This is a genomic window from Pseudomonas sp. NPDC012596 (genome assembly GCF_042902325.1).
Classification (GTDB): domain Bacteria; phylum Pseudomonadota; class Gammaproteobacteria; order Pseudomonadales; family Pseudomonadaceae; genus Aquipseudomonas.
This window is the reverse complement of sequence record NZ_JBIBEB010000001.1, coordinates 66,568-86,963: the sequence shown is the minus strand read 5'-3', so window position 1 is coordinate 86,963 and position 20,396 is coordinate 66,568. Positions and strand designations below refer to the sequence as shown.

The window sequence follows — 20,396 nt, the reverse complement described above, 5'->3', positions numbered from 1 at the left end:
GGGGAGCCGGCTTGCCGGCGATGAAGCTGACGCAGATTCAGAGCGTGCCGTAACGCTTGCGCGCCTCGATCGCCAACCCGCTGCCAATGCTGCCGAAGATGTTGCCTTCCACATGCCGCGCATTCGGCAGCATCGCCGCCACGCTGTTGCGCAGGGCCGGAATACCGCTCGAACCGCCGGTGAAGAACACCGTGTCGACCTGGCCTTCGCTCACGCCGGCTTTGGCCAGCAACTCGGTCACGCTGGCCCGCACTCGCTCCAGCAGCCCTTCGATGGCCCCTTCGAATACCGCACGGGTCAAGTCCACGCCCAGCTCACGCTCGACGCGGCCGAGGTCGATACGGCGGGTTTCGTGGTCGGTAAGCTCGATCTTGCTGGCCTCGACTTCCATCGCCAGCCAGTGGCCGGCACGCTGCTCGATCAGCTTGAACAGGCGGTCGATACCCAGGGTGTCCTCGATGTCATAGCGCATGTTGCCCAGGGCCAGCTGCGATTTTTGCGAGTACAGGGCGTTGATGGTGTGCCAGGTGGCCAGGTTGAGGTGGTAGCTGGTGGGCATCAGCGCGCCGCTCTTCATCCGGCTGCCATAGCCGAACAGCGGCATCACGCCCTGCAGGCTCAACTGCTTGTCGAAGTCGGTACCGCCGATGTGCACGCCACCGGTGGCAAGGATGTCGCTCTGGCGCTCGGCCACATTGTGCCGCTCGGGGGAAAGGCGGATGAGGGTAAAGTCCGAGGTACCACCGCCGATATCGACAATGAGCACCAGCTCTTCACGGCTGATGCCGGACTCGTAGTCGAACGCCGCAGCGATCGGTTCGTACTGGAACGACACGTCCTTGAAACCGATCTTGCGCGCCACTTCGGCCAGGGTGTCTTCGGCCTCCTGATCGGCAGCCGGGTCTTCGTCGACGAAGAACACCGGGCGGCCCAGTACTACCTGGTCGAAGCTGCGATCGGCGGCGGTTTCGGCGCGGTTCTTCAGCTCGCCGATGAACATGCCCAGCAGGTCCTTGAACGGCAGGGCGCTGCCCAGCACGCTGGTATCGTGCTTGATCAGCTTGGAGCCCAACAAGCTCTTTAGCGAGCGCATCAGGCGGCCTTCGTAGCCTTCGAGGTATTCGTGCAGCGCAAGCCGGCCGTACACCGGGCGACGTTCTTCGATATTGAAGAAGACCACCGAGGGCAGGGTGATCTTGCCGTTCTCCAGGGCGATCAGCGACTCGACGCCGGGGCGGTGCCAGCCGACCGTGGAGTTGGAGGTGCCGAAGTCGATGCCAAGGGCACGGGCCGGGGATACGTCAGACATGGGAAAAGGGCTTCCGGAGGCAAAACGGCCGCGCAGTTTATGCCACTTGGCTCAAGAATCAAGACCGGTCGTCTGCCATGGAGCAAAGCCAAGCGCACCTTGAAAGGCTATGCTTGGACCCTATCTTCAGATGCAATACGCAAATTCACATTGGTGATCCATAGATGGACTTCAAAGACTACTACAAGATACTCGGCGTAGAGCCCACGGCGGACGAGAAGGCGATCAAGGCCGCGTACCGCAAACTGGCGCGCAAGTATCACCCTGACGTCAGCAAGGAGCGCGACGCCGAGGATAAATTCAAGGAGGCCAACGAGGCCTACGAGGTGCTTGGCGACGCCCAGAAGCGCGCCGAGTTCGACGAGATCCGCAAGTACGGCGGCCAGCACGGCCGGCCATTCCAGGCCCCGCCGGGCTGGCAGAGCCGTGGCGGTGCGGGTGGCGCGGGCGCGGGTTTCGAGGGCGGCGATTTCTCCGACTTCTTCAGCTCGATCTTCGGCGCGCGGGGCGGCAGCCCGTTTGGTGGCGCCCGGCAACAACGCAGTGCGGGCAGACGAGGGCAGGACGTGGAACTGGAACTGGCGATCTTCCTTGAAGAAACCCTGAGCAAGGAATCCAAGCAGATCAGCTTCCAGGTGCCGCAGACCAACGCCGCTGGCCAGCGTACCGGGTTCACCACCAAGACCCTGAATGTGAAGATCCCGGCCGGGGTCAGCGATGGCGAGCGTATCCGCCTCAAAGGCCAGGGCGCGCCGGGCAGTGGTGGCGGGGCTAATGGCGACCTGTTCCTGACCATCCGCATGGCACCGCACCCGCTGTTCGATGTCGAAGGTCAAGACCTGATCATCACTGTGCCGCTGGCACCGTGGGAAGCGGCATTGGGCACCAAGGTGGCAGTGCCGACCCTGGACGGCAAGATCAACCTGACCATCCGCCCCGACAGCCAGAGTGGCCAGCGCCTGCGGGTGCCGGGCAAGGGGCTGGCGAACAAGCAGGGCGAGCGCGGCAACCTCTACGCGCAGTTGAAAGTGGTGATGCCGACGACATCCGACGAGTCTACCCGTGAACTGTGGGCCAAGCTTTCCGAGAAGGCCGCGTTCAACCCGAGGGCACAATGGAGTAAGTGATCATGAGCAGCACCCTGATCGTTCAACTGGACATGCGCACCCTTTGCCAGGAGGCCGACATCACGGCCGACTACGTGGTCGAGATCGTCGAGCACGGTATCGTTGAACCGAAAGGGCGAACGCCGGAGGATTGGCTGTTCGACGATCAGGCGCCGCTGCTGGCCAGGCGTGCGGCCAAGCTGCACCAGGAGCTGGAACTGGAATGGGAAGGAGTGGCGCTGGCGCTGGAGTTGTTGCAGGAAGTGCAGCAGTTGCGCAGTGAGAACAGCATGCTGAAACAGCGGCTGGGGCGGTTTATCCAGCTGTGATGGTGCCCGCACTGGCCCTATCGCCGGCAAGCCGGCTCCCACAATGACTGCAGCGCTGCAAATCCTGTGGGAGCCGGCTTGCCGGCGATGAGGCCCATGCAGGCACTCTGAAATTCAAGCGGGCTCAGCCCCTGGGTTGAGCACCAGCTGCATGAACGTCAGGTCCAGCCAGCGCCCGAACTTCACACCCACCTGCGGCATCTGCCCGGTCACCACGAACCCCAGCCGCTCATGCAGGCGCACCGACGCTGCATTGCCGCTCTCGATGGCGGCTACCATCACATGCTTGCCACACCCCCGCGCCCGTTCGATCAGCGCCGCCATCAGCTGCGGCCCCAGGCCTTTGCCGCGCTGGTCGCCACGGATGTACACAGAATGCTCCACGGTATTGCGAAACCCTTCGAACGGTCGCCAGTCGCCAAACGAGGCATAGCCGAGCACGCCGGTGTCATCCGCCGCCACCAGGATCGGGTAACCCTGTTGCGCACGGGCCTCGAACCAGGCCTGGCGGTTGCCCAGGTCCACCGGGGTTTCGTTCCAGATCGCCGTGGTGTTGCGCACCGCGTCGTTGTAGATGTCGAGGATGCCCGGCACGTCGGTGGGCAGGGCATCGCGGATTTCGTGGCTCATTGCAGCGTCTCACTGGGTCGATGGGGGCAGATTAAATGGTTACCAGCCCGCGTACACCCTCGGCTTGCATGTTTTCACCGCGTCCGCGCTGGATGATCTCGCCCCGGGCCATGACCAGGTACTGGTCGGCCAGCTCTTCGGCAAAGTCGTAGAACTGCTCGACCAGCAATATGGCCATGTCGCCGCGCTCGGCCAGGCGGCGGATCACCGCGCCAATCTCCTTGATGACCGAGGGCTGGATGCCTTCGGTGGGCTCGTCGAGGATCAGCAGGCGCGGCCGGCTGGCCAGGGCGCGGCCGATGGCCAGCTGTTGCTGCTGGCCGCCGGACAGGTCGCCGCCACGGCGTTGCTTCATCTGCTCCAGCACCGGGAACAGCTCGTAGATGAAGGCCGGTACCTCCCGCGCCTCGCGGGCCGGAAAACGCGACAGGCCCATCAGCAGGTTTTCCTCGACGGTCAGGCGCGGGAAGATCTCGCGGCCCTGGGGCACGTAGGCGATACCGGCATGCACCCGTTGTTGTGGCTTGAGCGTGGTGATTGGCTTGCCTTCCCATTCCACGCTGCCTTCGCGGGCTTGTACCAGCCCCATCAGGCAGCGCAGCAGGGTGGTCTTGCCCACACCGTTGCGCCCGAGCAGGCAGGTGACTTCGCCGACCTTGGCCTCGAAGGACAGGCCACGCAGGATGTGGCTGCCGCCGTAATACTGATGCAGGGTGTCGATTTTCAGCATGTCATGTCCTTGTAGTCATCAACGGCCCAGGTAAACCTCGACCACCCGCTCATCTGCCTGCACCTGCTCCAGCGAGCCCTCCGCCAGCACACTGCCCTGGTGCAGCACGGTGACATGGTCGGCAATGCTGCCGACAAACCCCATGTCGTGTTCCACCACCATCAGCGAGTGCTTGCCGGCCAGGCCTTTGAACAGCTCGGCGGTGAACTCGGTCTCGGCGTCGGTCATACCCGCCACCGGTTCGTCGAGCAGCAGCAGCTGTGGCTCCTGCACCAGCAACATGCCGATTTCCAGAAACTGCTTCTGCCCGTGGGACAGCAAGCCCGCCTGGCGCTGGGCCAGGGGCAGCAGGCGCAAGGTGGCCAACACCTCCTCGATGCGCTGGCGTTGCTCGCCACTCAGGCGCGCCGCCAGGCTGGCCCACACCGACTTGTCGGTCTTCAGCGCCAGTTCGAGGTTCTCGAACACCGTTAGCGCCTCGAACACTGTCGGCTTCTGGAACTTGCGGCCGATCCCGGCCTGGGCGATCTGGTATTCGCTCATGCGGGTCAGGTCGAGGGTGTCGCCAAAAAACGCGCTGCCGGTGTCGGGGCGGGTCTTGCCGGTGATCACGTCCATCATTGTGGTCTTGCCGGCGCCGTTGGGGCCGATGATGCAGCGCAGTTCACCGACGCCGATGTACAGGTTGAGCGCGTTGAGGGCCTTGAAACCATCGAAGCTGACGCTGATGTCTTCCAGGCTCAGCACAGTGCCGTGGCGGGTGTCCAGGCCCGCGGTACGGCGGCTGCCCAGGCCGATGGCGTCACGCCCGCTACCCAGGTTGTCGAACACGGGTTCAAGCATGAATTCCGGATGCACAGGGGGCACGCCTCTCATGGCTGGCTCCTTTTCTTCAGCAGGCCGACCACGCCCTTGGGCAGGTACAGGGTGACGAGGATGAACAATGCGCCGAGGAAGAACAGCCAGAACTCCGGGAAGGCCACGGTGAACCAGCTCTTCATCCCGTTCACCAGGCCTGCGCCCAGCAGCGGGCCGATCAGCGTGCCGCGCCCACCCAATGCCACCCACACAGCGGCCTCGATGGAGTTGGTCGGCGACATCTCGCTGGGGTTGATGATGCCCACCTGCGGCACGTACAACGCGCCGGCCAGACCACACAGAACGGCACTGAGCACCCACACCAGCAGCTTGAAGCCGCGGGGGTCATAGCCGCAGAACATCAGGCGGTTTTCCGCGTCACGTACGGCGGTGAGCAAGCGGCCGAACTTGCTCTGGGTCAGGCGCCAGCACAGGTACAGGCTGGCCACCAGCAGGCCCACGGTGAGCAGAAACAGCACCGCCCGTGTGCCTTGCGCGGCGATGTCGAAGCCAAGAATGGTGCGGAAGCTAGTGAAACCGTTATTGCCGCCAAAGCCTGTCTCGTTGCGAAAGAACAGCAGCATGCCGGCGAAGGTCAGGGCCTGGGTCATGATCGAGAAATACACGCCCTTGATCCGCGAGCGGAAGGCGAAGAAGCCGAACACCAGCGCCAGCAGGCCGGGCGCCAGCACCACCAGGCACAAGGCCCAGGCAAAATGCTGAGTGCCGGCCCAGTACCACGGCAGCTCGGTCCACGACAGAAAGGTCATGAACCCCGGCAGGCCGTCACCGGCCGCCTGGCGCATCAGGTACATGCCCATGGCGTAGCCACCCAGGGCAAAGAACAGCCCGTGGCCAAGCGACAGCAGCCCGGCGTAACCCCAGACCAGGTCCAGCGCCAGCGCGACGATGGCGTAGCAGAGGATCTTGCCGACCAGCGTCAGGGTGTACGCCGAAACCTGCAGCGCATGGTCTGCGGGCAGTAACGAAAGCAACGGCAGGGCCAGCAACAGGAGGACGACGACGACGCCGATGGCCAGCGACAGGCGCGGCCCGGCCTTTTGCGAAGCGGTGACTAGCAGTGGCTGGTTCATCAGTCGATTACCCGTCCCTTGAGGGCGAACAGGCCTTGCGGGCGCTTCTGGATGAACAGAATGACCAACGCAAGGATGAGGATCTTGCCAAGTACTGCGCCGATCTGCGGCTCCAGTAACTTGTTGGCTATCCCTAAGCCAAAGGCGGCCCAGAGGCTGCCGGCCAGTTGCCCGACACCGCCGAGCACCACTACCAGGAACGAGTCGATGATGTAGCTCTGGCCCAGGTCCGGGCCGACGTTGCCGACTTGGCTCAGGGCCACGCCACCGAGCCCGGCGATGCCCGAGCCCACGCCGAAGGCAAGCATGTCGACGCGGCCGGTGGACACGCCACAGCAGGCGGCCATGTTGCGGTTCTGGGTGACCGCCCGCACGTTCAGGCCCAGCCGCGTGCGGTTGAGTAGCAGCCAGGTCAGCACTACCACGGCCAGGGCGAAGCCGATGATCACCAGGCGGTTGTAGGGCAGCACCAGGTTGGGCAGCAGCTGGATGCCACCGGACAACCAGGCCGGGTTGCTGACCTCGACGTTCTGCGCGCCGAACAGCAGGCGTATGGCCTGGATCAGGATCAGGCTGATGCCCCAGGTCGCCAGGAGGGTTTCCAGCGGGCGGCCGTAGAGGTGGCGGATGATCGTGCGCTCAAGCGCCATGCCGACCCCGGCACTGACGGTGAACGCTACCGGCAGGGCGATCAGCGGGTAGAACTCGATGGCGCCGGGTGCATAGCGCTGCAGCAGCACCTGGACCATGTAGGTGCTGTAGGCGCCGAGCATCAGCATCTCGCCGTGAGCCATGTTGATCACCCCGAGCAGGCCGAAGGTAATCGCCAGGCCCAGGGCCGCCAACAACAGGATCGAACCGAGCGACAGGCCGCTGAAGGCTTGGCCGAGCAGTTCGCCGAAGAGGAGTTTGCGCTTGACCTGAGCCAGGCTGGTTTCGGCAGCGGTGCGCACCACCGCGTCGGTTTCCGCATCGGGCTGCAGCAACGCCTCCAGGCGCGTGCGCGCCACGGGGTCACCGGTTTCACCGAGCAGGCGCACGGCTGCCAGGCGCACCCGTGGTTCGCTGGCGCCCAGTTGCAGGTTGGCCAGCGCCAGGCCAAGGGCGGCGTGCACGGCGGTGTCGGGTTCGCTGGCGAAGCGCCGGTCGAGGAAGGCCATCTGCGCCGGTTGCGCGGTTTTCTGCAGTTGCTGGGCGGCGGCCAGGCGGGTCCCGGTGTTGTCGCTGAGCAACTGATGGCTGGCCAGGGCGTTATCGATCAAGCCGCGCAGGCGGTTGTTCAGGCGCACCTTGCGCTTGTCGCCTTCGGCGATGCGGCCCTGGCGCAGGTTTTCCAGCAACGGCAGGCGCGCGGCATCGGGCTGCGCCGCCCAGGTTTCGAGCAGGCGGGCCTGTTCGGCGGGCTTGGCGCTGAGGAAGAATTCGCCCTCGCTGGCCTGGGTTGCCAGGGGCAGCAACAGGAGGAGGGTGAGCAGGAATCTGAGCATATGGGCAGTCCTGGAAAATCGGCGGTGGATTCATCGCGGATAAATCCGCTCCTACACGGACCTGTAGGAGCGGATTTATCCGCGATAGGGCTGCGCGGCAGCCCCAGTGCACTCAGTTACCTTTCACCGCATAATCCGGCCGCTTGTCATTGCCCGGAATGAACGGGCTCCAAGGCTGCGCCCGCAGCGGCTGCTCGGTTTCCCATACCACACTGAACTGCCCGTCATCCTGGATCTCGCCGATCATCACAGGCTTGTGCAGGTGGTGGTTGGTCTTGTCCATGGTCAGCGTGAAGCCGGACGGTGCCTTGAAACTCTGCCCGGCCAAGGCCTCGCGAACCTTGTCGACATCGGTGGACTTGGCTTTTTCAGCGGCCTGCGCCCACATGTGTATGCCCACGTACGTGGCTTCCATCGGGTCGTTGGTCACCGCCTTGTCGGCGCCTGGCAGGTTTTTGGCCTTGGCGTAGGCTTTCCAGTCGGCGACGAACTTCTGGTTGACCGGGTTATCCACCGACTCGAAGTAGTTCCATGCTGCCAGGTGGCCCACCAGCGGCTTGGTGTCGATGCCGCGCAGCTCCTCTTCACCCACCGAGAAGGCCACCACCGGCACGTCGGTAGCCTTCAGGCCCTGGTTGGCCAGTTCCTTGTAGAACGGCACGTTGGAGTCGCCGTTGACGGTGGAGATGACCGCCGTCTTGCCGCCTGCGGAGAACTTCTTGATGTTGGCGACGATGGTCTGGTAATCGCTGTGGCCGAACGGCGTGTACACCTCTTCGATGTCTTTGTCGGCCACGCCCTTGCTGTGCAGGAACGCGCGCAGGATCTTGTTGGTGGTGCGCGGGTAGACGTAGTCGGTGCCCAGCAGGAAGAAGCGCTTGGCGCTGCCGCCGTCTTCGCTCATCAGGTATTCCACCGCCGGGATCGCCTGCTGGTTGGGCGCGGCACCGGTGTAGAACACGTTCGGCGACATTTCTTCGCCCTCGTACTGCACCGGGTAGAACAGCAGACCGTTGAGCTCTTCGAACACCGGCAGCACCGACTTGCGCGACACCGAGGTCCAGCAGCCGAACACCACGGCGACCTTGTCTTGGGTCAGCAACTGGCGGCTTTTCTCGGCGAACAGCGGCCAGTTGGAGGCTGGGTCGACAACCACGGGTTCGAGCATCTTGCCGTTTACGCCGCCCTTGGCGTTGATCTCGTCGATGGTCATCAGCGCCATGTCCTTGAGCGACGTCTCGGAAATCGCCATGGTCCCGGATAGCGAATGCAGGATGCCGACCTTGATGGTCTCGGCGGCCTGGATGCTCCAGCTAAGACCCATCGCCGCAATCGATGCGCTGAGGGTAAAGGCCTTGATCAGACTGCGACGCTTCATGTGCTCTCTCCGCTGAGTTTTTTGTGGTGTTGGCCAAGCGGGGAGGGGCGTTGCAAGGGGTGTGCCGAGTGGCTGAAGGTGCGTGTTAGAAGGGTTGTGCGAGGTGTTGGGGCGCGGGGCAGGTCCAGGATGGTGCCTGAATGTTTTGCGTGCACAGCATTGGGGCCGCTCTGCGGCCCATCGCCGGCAAGCCGGCTCCCACAAGGGGTGCATTGTGCTGAAGAGCAACGCTGTACCTGTGGCAGCCGGCTTGCCGACGATGGGCTGCAAAGCAGCCCCTCCTGTGACTCAGCTTTCGCGAACCGCGCTGCGCGGATGGCGCCTGCTGCGCACACCCTGGTAGGTGGCGGCCAGCAGCACGAACCAGATCGGCGTGACGATCAGCGCAGAGCGCGTGTCCGCTTCCAGGCTCAGCAACACCAGAATGAACGCGAAGAACGCCAGGCACACGTAGCACATGAAGCGCCCGCCCGGCATCTTGTAGGTCGACGCCTGGTGCAGCGCCGCACGGGTTTTGCGGTATTTCAGGTACGACAGCAGGATCAGCGTCCAGACGAACATGAACAGCACCGCCGAGACCGTGGTGACCAGCGTGAACGCCTCGACCACATTGGGCACCAGGTAGATCAGCACGGCGCCCAGCAGCAGGCAGGTGCATGAGAAGTACAGGCCGTTGGCCGGCACGGCACGGCGTGACAGCTTCTCGAACGCGCGGGGGGCATCACCTTCCTGGGCCAGGCCGAACAGCATGCGGCTGGTGGAGAACACGCCGCTGTTGGCCGACGAGGCTGCGGAGGTGAGCACCACGAAGTTGATGATGCTCGCCGCCGCCGGCAGGCCGGCCAGCACGAACAGTTCGACGAACGGGCTCTTGCCCGGTACCACATCACGCCATGGGGTCACGGCCATGATCGCGATCAGCGCCAGCACGTAGAACACGATGATACGGATCGGGATCGAGTTGATCGCCCGTGGCAGGGTGCGTTCGGGGTCTTTGGCTTCGGCGGCGGTGGTGCCGACCAGTTCGATACCGACAAAAGCGAACACGGCAATCTGGAAACCGGCGAAGAAGCCCATCAGGCCATTGGGGAACATGCCGCCGTCATTCCACAGGTTGGCCAGCTGCGCGGTGCGCCCGCTCGGCGATTCGAAGCCGGTGATGACCATGTACAGGCCGGTGGCGACCAGGCCGAGGATGGCGACGATCTTGATCAGGGCGAACCAGAACTCGAGCTCGCCGAACATCTTCACCGTCACCAGGTTCAGCGCCAGCAGCACGCCCACACAGGTCAGTGCGGGTATCCATTGCGGCAGGTCGGGGAACCAGAACTGCGTGTAGGCGGCGATCGCGACCACATCGGCAATACCGGTGACCACCCAGCAGAACCAGTAGGTCCAGCCGGTGAAGTAGCCGGCCCAGGGCCCGAGCAGGTCGGCGGAGAAGTCGATGAACGACTTGTAGTTGAGGTTCGACAGCAGCAGTTCGCCCATGGCGCGCATGACGAAGAACAGCATGAAGCCGATGATCATGTAGACGAAGATGATCGATGGCCCCGCCAGGCTGATGGTCTTGCCCGAGCCCATGAACAGGCCGGTGCCGATGGCGCCGCCAATGGCGATCAGCTGGATGTGACGGTTGGTCAGGTTGCGCTGCAGGTGCTGGTCTTCAGCAGGTGGGGAAGAGGTCCGGGTCATTGGCTGCATTCCATTGAGGGTCAGTCTTTTTGTGAAAGCCGAGTAGGCTAACACGGGCGTCCCAATTCGGGGCGCGACAGATCGACACGACCTTTGTGGAGCGCTTACCGGCCTCTTCGCGGGGCAAGCCCGCTCCCACAAATTCGGTAGCGCTATGAACTCTGTGGGAGCGGGCTTGCCCCGCGAAGAAGCCCGTGAAGCCACTGCAAGGGTCAGGCGCTGGCGAGTACCCGACGGCGCCGCACCACCAGGCTATCCACCACCCACATCACTACCATCGACACCCCCACCAGCGGGAAGATCACCCCCAGCACCAGCATCACCCCGACCGCCGCCTTCCAGCGCGGCAGGTCATGGCGCAGCGGCGGCACGCCCAGCCCTCCGGCCGGCCGGCGCTTCCACCACATCACCAAGCCGCTCACCGAACCCAGCAGGATCATCAGGCACACCAGCAAAATGATGATCTGGTTCAGCGCCCCGAACATCTTGCCCTCATGCAGCATCACGCCCAACTCGGTAGCGCGGGCCACCGGGCTGTAGTCCTGCCAGCGCACGTCGGCCAGCACCTTGCCGGTGTATTGGTCGACATGCAGGGTGGCATCGTTGCGCGGGTCGTCGGCGAACACCGCGATGGTGAATACGCCGTCTGCCGTGGTCGGCAGGGTGATGCTGTAGCCCGGCTCGACCTGACGCGCCGTGGCGATGTCCTCGACCTGCTGTACGCTCACCTGCGGCGCCGCCGGGGCGTTCGACATCATGTGATGCCCGGCGTGTTCGGCATGCGCGCCGGATTGCGGCATCGGTGTGTTTTCCATGGCCCATGGCACAGTCTGGCGGTGGGCATGGTTCAGTTCACCGGCTTGTTGATCGGATTTGGGCACGTCGTTCCACATGGCGGCTGGAAAGCGGTTCCACAAATCGGCGTACTGCTTGCCCCACAGGCCGGTCCAGGTCATGCCACTAAGCAACATCAGCAACAGCAACGCTGATCCCCAGAACCCGGTCACCGCATGCAGGTCGCGCCACAACAGCCGACCGCGTGCGCTCAGGCGTGGCCAGAGCACGCCTGCGCCATTGCGCCCCCGCGGCCACCACAGGTACAGGCCGGACACCACCAGCACGATGCCCCAGCCGGCAGCCAGCTCCACCAGGCGGTCACCCAGCGTGCCTACCATCAGCTCGCCATGCAGGGCGCGGGCGACGGCTTGCAGGTTTTGCTTGGCGTCCTGCTCGCCGAGGATCTTGCCGCTGTAGGGGTCAACGAACACATTCAGCTCGCGGCCGCTGTCGTGCACCACGAACTGCGCGCTGCGTTCGGCATCGATAGGCGGCAGATACTGGCCGACGTGGCCCTTGGGGTAGGCCTGGCGTACTTCGGCCAGCATCAGGTCGGCGCCCTGCCGGTGATGGCCGGCCTCGACCACCATCAGGTCACGGTACAGCAGCGGGTCCAGCTGCGGTTTGAACAGGTAGATGATCCCGGTGATCGCCAGCAGGATCATGAACGGTGCAACGAACAGCCCCGCATAGAAGTGCCAACGCCAGGCCAGGTTATAGAAATTGACGCGTGTTCCTCTCATGGGAACCTCCTGTTTGACCAGCAGATGGGCGCAACCGAAGCTGCGCCCGTTGTTGTTGTCAGAAGCTGAAATCGACCTTGGTCCAGAACGTCCTGCCTGGCTCGTTCACCGGCTGTGGATCGGTGGCCGGGTAGCCGAACCCGGCATTGCCTGCCAGGTTCAGGTGCTCGGCGTAGGTTTTGTCGAACAGGTTGTCGACCCCTGCGCTGAGCTTGAGGTTTTTGTTCACCTTGTAGGCACCGTTGAGCGAGAACACGCCGAAGCCTGCGCTTTTCTCGTAGTCCTTGCCCACCACGTTGCCCTGGTTCTCGGCGATGCGGTTTTGCGCCGACACCAGCCGCCACAATGCCCCTGCACTCCAGGTGTCACGGCTGTAGGTCAGGCCAAGGCGGCTTTCCAGGGGCGGCATCTGCGGCAGCGCCTTGCCGTCACTGCTGTTCTTGCCCCAGGCGTAGGCCAGCGTGGCATCGGCTTTCCAGTTTTCCGTCAGCTTGTAGGCGGCGCCCAGCTCGCCGCCCATGATGCGGGCGTCGATGTTCTGCGCCTGGGAGGTGCTCATGCCCATCATGCCGGTGCGGTAGTCGAACAGGATGTAATCGCGGATCTGCCCGACATAGCCCGAGGCCCAGGCCTCCAGGCGTTCATCGCGGTACTGGATGCCGAAATCGAGCTGGGTGGTCTTCTCGGGCTTGATACCGTCGAAGGCGTTGGCCGCACCAGGCGGCGCCAGCTTGGGCGAGAACAGCTCCCAGTAGTCCGGGAAGCGCTGCGCGTGGCCAAGGCCGATGTAAGTGGTGGCGGGGAGCGCCGCCAGGTCGTGCTCGTAACGCACGAAGCCGCTGGGCAGGGTGTCGGCGCGGGTATCGCCTTCGGTGGCGCTACCCGTGCGCAAGTCGCGGGCCGAGGCGCGGTCCAGGCGGGCGCCGGTGATCAGCCGGTCAACACCTGTGGCGTACCAGGTGAGTTCGCCGAAGGCACCGTAGTTGTGGAAGTCGGCGTCCTTGGTCCAGGGTTGGCCCTTGTGTGCATCGACGCCCATGCCACCACGCTGGCGGTGTTCGTTGGTTTGCGCGTCGATGCCGCTGATCAGTTGCACGTCTGCCCAGCGCCAGGTTGCCTTGAGCCGTGCACCCATGGTGCGGCGGTCGACGTTGCTGACCATGGGCATGCCCATCATGCCGCTGCCCGATGGCGTGCGCAGGCTGTAGTTGTCCATCACGTGGTCGGCGTAGTTGTAGTAAACCTGCGCCTCGACCTTGTCGAGTACCTCGCCGAGGTTGGACTTTTCAAAGCGCAGGCCCAGGCTTTCGCGCTTGAACTGCGAGCCGTCCATGCCACGCCCGGCATAGCGGGCTTCGCCGTCGCCCTTGCCGGCAGTGAGTTCCAGCAGGGTGTCCTGGTCTGGCGTCCAGCCCAGGGTCACATCGCCGTTCCATTTGTCCCAGCGCGAGGGCACGGTGTCGCCGTTGCCATCGTGGTAGTCGTCAGAGCGCGACTGGTTGCCGACGAAGCGCGCGTAGGCCTGGCTGTTGCCAGCGGCGGCGTCGAGCACTTTGTCGAAGCGGCCGTTGGAGCCGGCCAGGAGGCTGGCGTTGACGCGGCTACCAAGGGTGCCGAACTTCTCCGGCTCACGTTCGAAGAGGATGGTACCCGCCGAGCCGCCCGGGCCCCAGATCACACTTTGCGGGCCCTTGATGACGGTGAGGCGGTCGTACGTTTCGGGTGCGATGTACGAGGTTGGTGCGTCCATGCGGTTGGGGCAGGCACCGAGCATCACGCCGCCGTTGGTGAGGATGTTCAGGCGCGAGCCGAACATGCCGCGCAGCACCGGGTCACCGTTGGTGCCGCCGGCACGGATGGCCGAAAAGCCTGGGATGGTCTTGAGGTAATCGGCGCCATCGCTGGCCGGTACGGGCTGGCGTGGGTCTTTCGGGTTGGTGACCACGGTCAGCGGCGAGCTTGGCGCAATGGCGGTGATCACCGTCGGGTTAAGCTCGGGCAGCGTTTGCTCGTGGCCTTCGTGGCCATGGTCGGCGGCGATGGCCATGGGCGCGAGCAGCGAGCCGCACAACGCGGCGAATGTCCCGCGCAGGGCGGGGGCGAAAACAGGGGTGCAGCCGGACATAGTGATTCCAGTCGATCAGTCATGAGTCAGCGCGAAGCTCCAGGCTTCGTGCGGCAAAAGGCGATGTCAGATGCTGATCGAAAGCGGCGGCGCGCGGCTGCGCGCACCGGGGAAGACGGCCTGCCGGGCATGGCCTTGGTGCGTGGGCGTGGCGCTGAGGGTGGTCGGGGCGACGTGACCGGCGCTGAGCGGGCTGAGGGTTTGTGGTAACGCGGGGCAGTTGAACAGCAGGCTGCAGTAGCCGCACTTTTCCCACATCACATGCAGCTGGCCATCATCGCCGTGGCCGTTATGCGCGTCGCCATGCTGATGCTCCATGGACATGCTCATGTCCATCGGCATGCTCATGCCCGCGTGGTGCTCCATCGGCATCGACTGGGAAACCAGCGGGCCGATGAAGATCATCCACATGGCGAACAGGCTCAGCCAGCCGCCACCGACGCGCCTGCGTTCAGGGCGGGTGGTACGGCTGCGGCCGTTGCGGGGCTGGCTCATGTTGGCGAGCGCCGGTCAGCTAGTGGTCAGTGCGCGTGTTCGTGGCCTTGCGGCTGGTCCGCCGGCGGCTGCTTCTGCACAGCCACGTCGACGGTGATGTCGCCGGCCTTTTCGAAGTGCAGTGTCAACGGGAAGCGCTTGCCGTCGAGCAGCAGGCTGCGGTCCTTGGGCTGCATCAGCATCACATGGTAGGCGCTGGGGGCGAAGACCAGGTCCTTGCCGGCCGGCACGGTCACGTTGGGCACCTGCTGCATCTTCATGGCGCCGCTGGCGCTCATTGTATGCTCGTGCAGTTGTGCATCTGCAGTGATCGGGCTGTCGACGCTCAGCAGGCGGTCATCTGCCTTGCCGTTGTTGTGCACGATGAAATAGGCCGCGACGTTGGGCGCATTCGGTGGCAACGCGAGCGACCACGGGTGGGCGATGTGCAGGTCGCCCACGGTGTATTCATGGGCATTGGCGAAGGCGCCGGGCAGCAGCAAGGCGGCCACGATGAGAGCTTGCTTGAGCATTGTGTGAGTCTCCGTTCTGTTCAGGTTCAGGCAGACAGCGTGATGAACTCAGACCAGGGGAGGGGCACGGGGGTTGAGCGCAGGCCATAGCTGGCGCGGCGTCGGTTGGTAGGTGGCGAGCGGCGGTGGATACCCGACCAGCAGCGTGGGCGGGTTGTGCAGCTGCGGCGGATAGCCCGGCAGCGCCAGCAGCGGTGCGGCGCCAGAGCAGCACCAGCAGTGCTGCATGTTGGCATGCTGGTCGCTTTGGGTGCCGAGGTCGATCTTGGCCAGGGCCTGGACATCGACCTTGGCCTTGCCGGCCAGGCTGGAACAGAAAGCCCCCCACAGCAGCTGTTCGGCCGGGCCCTTGGGCGCAGCAGAGGACAGCGGCATGGCCAGCAGGTTGAACAGCACTGCTAGGCAGGCTATCCAGGCAATGTGCCGACGTGGGGGCATGGAGAGATCCGGTCAGGAATCGTGGCGGGTATTGTAAGGCGGAGTATAGGTAAAAATGGCGGGGTGCGGTGAAGTGCCGCAGATGGAGTGACATCTGGGGCTGCATAGCCGCCCCGGTGACATCAAGCCTTGTTGCGGCCCATCAGGCCACGCACGGTTTCCTGCAGATCCGCCGGCAGCACCACCACCTTGGCGTTGTTGCTGTTTGCCAGGTTCTCCATGGCGCCGACGTAGCGCTCGCCCAGCAGGTACATGGCCGGTACCGTCTCGTTGCCCACGGCTTCCTTGACCAGCGAGATCGCCCGCGCCGAAGCCTCGGCCAGGTTGATCTGCGCCTCGGCATCCAGCTTGGCCGACTGCAGCCGTGCTTCAGCTTCGAGAATCGCCGCCTGCTTGGCACCTTCGGCACGGGTCACGTCGGCTTTACGCTCACGTTCCGCAGCGGCCTGGCGCTCCATGGCCAGCTGCATGTTTTCGGACGGTTTGATGTCCTGGATTTCCACCGAACGCACCGTCACGCCCCAGTCTTCGGTCTGTTCCGACATCGCTTCGCGCAGGCGCGCCTTGATCTGCTCTCGGCTCGACAGCGCTTCGTCCAGGTCCATGGCGCCGACGATGGCACGCAGCGAGGTCATGGTCAGGCTGGTGACGGCAAACGAGAAGTCCTGCACGCCATAGGAAGCCTTCTGCGGGTCGACCACCTTGGCGAAGCACAGGGCATTGGCGACGATCACCGCGTTGTCGCGGGTGATGATTTCCTGTTGCTGCACGTCGAGGATGATGTCCTTGGTCGGCAAGCGGTAAGCGACAACGTCCATGTATGGGATGACGATGTTCAGGCCGGGCTTGAGCGTGCTGTGGTAGCGGCCCAGGCGCTCGACGATCCATTCTTCGCCCTGGGGCACGATGCGCACCCCTTTGAACACCGTGATCAGAACGAATACGGCAAGTGTGGCGACAACGATGAGGCTGGTCATGCTGCGAACTTCCTTTTAATGCAAGCTGTTGACAAGGCGTCAGGCCCGAATGACCCGGGCGGTATTGCCTTCGATGGCGACGAGGCGCACGCGCTCGCCGGACGGGATGTCGTTGTCGGCCACGCAGATCCACTCCTCATTGCCCAGGATCGGCTTCTGGAAGCGCACACGGCCTTTCTGAAATTGCGAAACGCTGCTTATCAGCAGCCCGACTTCGCCGATCACGCTGTCGGCGGTCCAGCGCACATCCGGCTGCTTGCGCCGAAACAGCTTGAACCACAGGGCCGTGGTGGCAGAGGAGAACAGCACCCAAAAAAGCACCTGCATATCCAGTTGCAGCGTGGGGGCGGCCAGCGAAATGAGTGCGACCAGTACGGCACCGATGCCGAACCAGATGATGAAGAACGTGGGCAGGACCAGTTCGAGCAGGATCAGCGCGATGCCGAAGACCAGCCATATCCACCATTGCATTTCCATATGAGTGAACCTTCCGGGGGAGGGGGGGGGATTTTAGGTTAATGGAGAGGCATAAGGCTATTCAGGCAAAAGAGTGATGTGCGTAGGGAAATGCTGATGCTTGTCGGGAGTTTGGCGGTGCCAAGGCAGGCGCCCTGAAGGTTAATCGCCAAAACCATCGAGAGCAGCCGTCAACGCATCCAGGGACGCATACTCACGGTCTACGCCAGGCAATGCAGGACGTTTCAGAATCAGTACAGGAACCCCGAGCTCTCTCGCCACCTCAAGCTTCGGTTCGGTCGCCACGCTACCGCTGTTCTTGCTGACCAGCACATCGATATCGCGCCGCGCAAACAGCGCCCGTTCCCCTTCAAGCTGAAACGGCCCACGCGCGCCGATCACTTCACAGCGATCATTGCCAACACAGGCCTCCAGCGCCCGCAGCGTCCAGAACTGGTCCGGGGGAATGTCGTCAAGGTGTTGCAGCGGCTCGCGGCCGAGGGTGAACAGCGGCCGCCGGAACGGCCTGAGCGCTTCGATCAGCCCTGCCCAATCTTTCACTTCGCGCCAGTCGTCACCCGGCTGTGCCCGCCAGGCCGGGCGGCGCAGGGCCCAGCAAGGAATGCCAGCGGCCTGCGCGGCAGCGGCGGCATTGCGGCTGATTTGCGCCGCGTAGGGGTGAGTGGCGTCGATCAGCAGCGTGATACCCGCCTCGCGCAGGTAGCTGGCCAGGCCTTCGGCGCCACCATAGCCACCGACCCTGACCTGGCAGGTCAGGTCGTGTGGCACGCGGCCGATGCCGGCCAGGCTGTAGACATGCTCGGGGCCCAGCTGGCGGGCGATGGCCAGAGCTTCGGTAACGCCGCCCAGCAACAGGATGCGCCGGTTCACTGCACACCTGCCTGGCCGACGATGCCGCCCTGGCGGTCGATGGCGAATACTTCCACCTGCACCTGCGCCGGTACGATGCTGCGGGCGAAGGCCAAGGCGTGGGCGCAGACCGCGTCGCCCAAGCCGATACCGGCGGCGTGCGCCAAGGCCAGGGCCTGCTGGCTGGTGTTGGCGGCGATGATCGCGGCCTGCAGGTCGGTATCGGCGCCAATGTCTGCGGCCCAGCCGGCCAGTTGCGGCAGGTCGATGCTCGAATGGCGGCTATGCAGGTCCATGTGGCCGGCGGCCAGTTTGCTGATCTTGCCGAAACCTCCACATAGGGTCAGGCGGGGCACCGGCACCTTGCGCAGGTGCTTGAGTACCGCACCGACGAAGTCGCCCATCTCGATCAGGGCGATTTCCGGCAGGCCATAGACCCGGCGCATGGTGTCCTCGCTGGCATTGCCGGTGCAGGCGGCGATATGCGTGTAGCCATTGGTGTGGGCTACGTCGATGCCTTGGTGGATCGAGGCGATGTAAGCCGCGCAAGAGAAGGGCCTGACGATGCCGCTGGTGCCCAGAATCGACAGCCCCCCGAGGATGCCCAGGCGCGGATTCATGGTCTTCAAGGCCAGCGCCTCGCCGCCCTGCACATTCACAGTGACTTCGAAGCCACCCCGGTAATCGCACTCATCGGCCAACTGCTGCAGGTGCTCGCTGATCATGCGGCGGGGTACCGGGTTGATCGCCGGTTCACCCACCGCGAGTACCAGCCCGGGGCGAGTGACGGTGCCGACACCTTGGCCCGCGACAAAGCGCACGCCCGGCTCATCCAGCAAACGCACCTGGCTGTACAGCAGGGCGCCGTGGGTGACATCCGGGTCGTCGCCAGCATCCTTGAGCGTACCGGCTTCGGCGCGCTCGCCCTCGCAGCGGCAGAACTCCAGGCGCATTTGCACCACCTTGCCCTTGGGCAGCGTAATGCTGACAGCGTCGTCACGCAGGCCGGTTAGCAGCAGGCGGGCGGCGGCCAGGCTGGTGGCGGTTGCGCAGCTGCCGGTGGTCAGGCCGCTGCGCAGTGGCGCGGGTTGTTCGCGGGTTTCCTCACGCATCGAAGGGTTTCACCAGGTCGAGCAGGGTGATCGGCAGCGCCTGGCGCCAGGTGTCGAAGGCCCCGAGCGGCTGGGCCTGGGCGACATGGATGCGGGTCAGTTCGCCGCCATGCTGTTGGCGAAAATGCGCCAGGGCCAGTTCGCTCTGCAGGGTTACTGCGTTGGCCACCAGCCGGCCACCGGGGCGCAGGCGCTCCCAGCACAGCGCCAGCACGCCTTCACGAGTGACGCCGCCGCCGATGAAAATGGCATCCGGCCGCTCAAGTTCGGCCAGCGCCTGCGGTGCTTTGCCGCGTATCAACTGCAGGCCGGGCACGCCGAGCGCGTCACGGTTGTACTCGATGAAACCCTGACGGCCTTCATCGGCTTCGATCGCCAGTGTTCGGCAAGCAGGGTGGGCGCGCATCCACTCGATGCCGATCGAGCCGCAGCCCGCGCCCACGTCCCACAGCAATTCGCCCGGCTGCGGGGCCAGCCGGGCCAGGGTGATGGCGCGTACGTCACGTTTAGTGAGTTGGCCGTCATGGCGGAATGCGTCGTCCGGCAGGCCTGGCGTACGCGAGAGGCGGGGAGCATCTGCGGTGGCCTGGCACTCGATGGCAACCAGGTTAAGTGCGGCCGCCTCAGCGTGCGCCCAGTCATCTGCGCTGCCCGTCAGGCGGCGCTCAGCTGCGCCACCGAGGTGTTCGAACACCTGCAGGCGGCTTGGCCCGAAGCCGCGCTCACGCAGCAAAGCGGCGATGGCGGCAGGGCTGCCGCCGTCGTTGCTCAGTACCAGCAGGCGCATGCCGCTGTACAGGTGAGCGTTGAGAGTGGCCAGGGGGCGCGCGACAATCGACACCACCTGCACGTCCTGCAGCGGCCAGCCCAGGCGGGCGGCCGCCTGGGCGCAGGAGGAGGGCATCGACAGAACCTGCATTTCTTCGGCCGGGACCTGCCGTGCCAGGCTTGCGCCGACGCCGTAGAACATCGGGTCACCGCTGGCCAGTACGCACACGGGTTCACCGCGCAGGGCCAGTACCGGGGCCAGGGAGAACGGGCTCGGCCAATCCTGCCGAGCAGCGCTTATGCAGCGCGGCAGCAAGGCCAGCTGGCGTGGGCTGCCAATGATCCGCGAGGCGCCTATCAGGGCGCGCCGGGCCTGTTTGCCCAGGCCGCTGAAGCCGTCTTCGCCGATGCCTACTACTGTCAGCCAGGGTGCCATGTGTTTCGTTC

Annotated in this window: 20 protein-coding genes; 2 read left to right on the top strand and 18 right to left on the bottom strand. The window is 64.6% G+C overall.

What is annotated here, in order from left to right; genetic code table 11:
- Nucleotides 1-37: 37 nt before the first annotated feature.
- Nucleotides 38-1,309: an Hsp70 family protein gene (locus ACFY68_RS00385; RefSeq protein WP_387522480.1), complete on the bottom strand. Its 1,272-nt coding sequence runs from the start codon at nucleotides 1,307-1,309 to the stop codon at nucleotides 38-40.
- Nucleotides 1,310-1,473: 164 nt separating this feature from the next.
- Here ACFY68_RS00385 and cbpA point away from each other — a divergent pair, with 164 nt between their 5' ends.
- Both cbpA and ACFY68_RS00375 read left to right on the top strand, forming a co-directional pair.
- A complete protein-coding gene (cbpA, locus tag ACFY68_RS00380; protein ID WP_346614773.1) occupies nucleotides 1,474-2,436 on the top strand; it encodes a curved DNA-binding protein in 963 nt (320 codons plus the stop codon).
- A 2-nt stretch (nucleotides 2,437-2,438) separates the two neighbouring features.
- Nucleotides 2,439-2,744: a chaperone modulator CbpM gene (locus tag ACFY68_RS00375; RefSeq protein ID WP_346614772.1), complete on the top strand. Its 306-nt coding sequence runs from the start codon at nucleotides 2,439-2,441 to the stop codon at nucleotides 2,742-2,744.
- Nucleotides 2,745-2,858: 114 nt separating this feature from the next.
- Here ACFY68_RS00375 and ACFY68_RS00370 read toward each other — a convergent pair whose 3' ends face one another.
- From ACFY68_RS00370 to cbiE, 17 genes are all read right to left on the bottom strand, one after another.
- Complete coding sequence (locus ACFY68_RS00370) at nucleotides 2,859-3,374, bottom strand: GNAT family N-acetyltransferase (protein ID WP_387522478.1); 516 nt, start codon at nucleotides 3,372-3,374, stop codon at nucleotides 2,859-2,861.
- A gap of 31 nt (nucleotides 3,375-3,405) precedes the next feature.
- Nucleotides 3,406-4,104 (bottom strand): urea ABC transporter ATP-binding subunit UrtE, encoded by a 699-nt coding sequence (urtE, locus tag ACFY68_RS00365; RefSeq protein WP_387522476.1) that lies wholly within the window; start codon nucleotides 4,102-4,104, stop codon nucleotides 3,406-3,408.
- An 18-nt stretch (nucleotides 4,105-4,122) separates the two neighbouring features.
- Complete coding sequence (gene urtD, locus ACFY68_RS00360; protein WP_346614769.1) at nucleotides 4,123-4,980, bottom strand: urea ABC transporter ATP-binding protein UrtD; 858 nt, start codon at nucleotides 4,978-4,980, stop codon at nucleotides 4,123-4,125.
- On the bottom strand, nucleotides 4,977-6,056 hold the full coding sequence (gene urtC, locus ACFY68_RS00355) for an urea ABC transporter permease subunit UrtC (protein ID WP_387522473.1): 1,080 nt from the start codon (nucleotides 6,054-6,056) through the stop codon (nucleotides 4,977-4,979). Before urtC ends, urtD begins: the two co-directional genes overlap by 4 nt.
- On the bottom strand, nucleotides 6,056-7,543 hold the full coding sequence (gene urtB / locus ACFY68_RS00350) for an urea ABC transporter permease subunit UrtB (RefSeq protein ID WP_387522471.1): 1,488 nt from the start codon (nucleotides 7,541-7,543) through the stop codon (nucleotides 6,056-6,058). The genes urtC and urtB overlap by 1 nt, the downstream gene beginning before the upstream one ends.
- 112 nt (nucleotides 7,544-7,655) lie before the next feature.
- Complete coding sequence (urtA, locus tag ACFY68_RS00345; protein ID WP_346614766.1) at nucleotides 7,656-8,921, bottom strand: urea ABC transporter substrate-binding protein; 1,266 nt, start codon at nucleotides 8,919-8,921, stop codon at nucleotides 7,656-7,658.
- 288 nt (nucleotides 8,922-9,209) lie between these two features.
- The gene (gene cycA / locus ACFY68_RS00340; RefSeq protein WP_387522469.1) at nucleotides 9,210-10,616 is read right to left on the bottom strand and encodes a D-serine/D-alanine/glycine transporter; all 1,407 of its coding nucleotides are present in this window, start codon (nucleotides 10,614-10,616) and stop codon (nucleotides 9,210-9,212) included.
- Between the two features lie 212 nt (nucleotides 10,617-10,828).
- Nucleotides 10,829-12,196, bottom strand: coding sequence for a PepSY-associated TM helix domain-containing protein (locus ACFY68_RS00335; RefSeq protein ID WP_387522467.1), 1,368 nt, complete (start codon nucleotides 12,194-12,196; stop codon nucleotides 10,829-10,831).
- 58 nt (nucleotides 12,197-12,254) lie between these two features.
- Nucleotides 12,255-14,321: a TonB-dependent copper receptor gene (locus tag ACFY68_RS00330; protein WP_387522465.1), complete on the bottom strand. Its 2,067-nt coding sequence runs from the start codon at nucleotides 14,319-14,321 to the stop codon at nucleotides 12,255-12,257.
- 66 nt (nucleotides 14,322-14,387) lie between these two features.
- On the bottom strand, nucleotides 14,388-14,816 hold the full coding sequence (locus ACFY68_RS00325) for a DUF2946 domain-containing protein (RefSeq protein WP_387522463.1): 429 nt from the start codon (nucleotides 14,814-14,816) through the stop codon (nucleotides 14,388-14,390).
- Nucleotides 14,817-14,842: 26 nt separating this feature from the next.
- Nucleotides 14,843-15,328 carry a copper chaperone PCu(A)C gene (locus ACFY68_RS00320; protein WP_387522462.1) on the bottom strand — a complete coding sequence of 162 codons (486 nt, stop codon included), beginning with the start codon at nucleotides 15,326-15,328 and terminating at the stop codon, nucleotides 14,843-14,845.
- 48 nt (nucleotides 15,329-15,376) lie between these two features.
- On the bottom strand, nucleotides 15,377-15,766 hold the full coding sequence (locus ACFY68_RS00315) for a DUF2946 domain-containing protein (protein WP_387522460.1): 390 nt from the start codon (nucleotides 15,764-15,766) through the stop codon (nucleotides 15,377-15,379).
- A gap of 122 nt (nucleotides 15,767-15,888) precedes the next feature.
- Nucleotides 15,889-16,743, bottom strand: a complete 855-nt coding sequence (locus ACFY68_RS00310; protein WP_387522458.1) for an SPFH domain-containing protein — start codon at nucleotides 16,741-16,743, stop codon at nucleotides 15,889-15,891.
- A 39-nt stretch (nucleotides 16,744-16,782) separates the two neighbouring features.
- Nucleotides 16,783-17,220, bottom strand: a complete 438-nt coding sequence (locus ACFY68_RS00305) for an NfeD family protein (protein WP_387522456.1) — start codon at nucleotides 17,218-17,220, stop codon at nucleotides 16,783-16,785.
- A gap of 141 nt (nucleotides 17,221-17,361) precedes the next feature.
- Nucleotides 17,362-18,090 (bottom strand): cobalt-precorrin-6A reductase, encoded by a 729-nt coding sequence (locus tag ACFY68_RS00300; protein ID WP_387522454.1) that lies wholly within the window; start codon nucleotides 18,088-18,090, stop codon nucleotides 17,362-17,364.
- Entirely contained in the window at nucleotides 18,087-19,181 is a 1,095-nt protein-coding gene (locus ACFY68_RS00295) for a cobalt-precorrin-5B (C(1))-methyltransferase (protein WP_387522452.1), read from the bottom strand. Before ACFY68_RS00295 ends, ACFY68_RS00300 begins: the two co-directional genes overlap by 4 nt.
- Nucleotides 19,174-20,385 carry a precorrin-6y C5,15-methyltransferase (decarboxylating) subunit CbiE gene (gene cbiE, locus ACFY68_RS00290; RefSeq protein ID WP_387522451.1) on the bottom strand — a complete coding sequence of 404 codons (1,212 nt, stop codon included), beginning with the start codon at nucleotides 20,383-20,385 and terminating at the stop codon, nucleotides 19,174-19,176. The genes ACFY68_RS00295 and cbiE overlap by 8 nt, the downstream gene beginning before the upstream one ends.
- Nucleotides 20,386-20,396 lie beyond the last annotated feature (11 nt).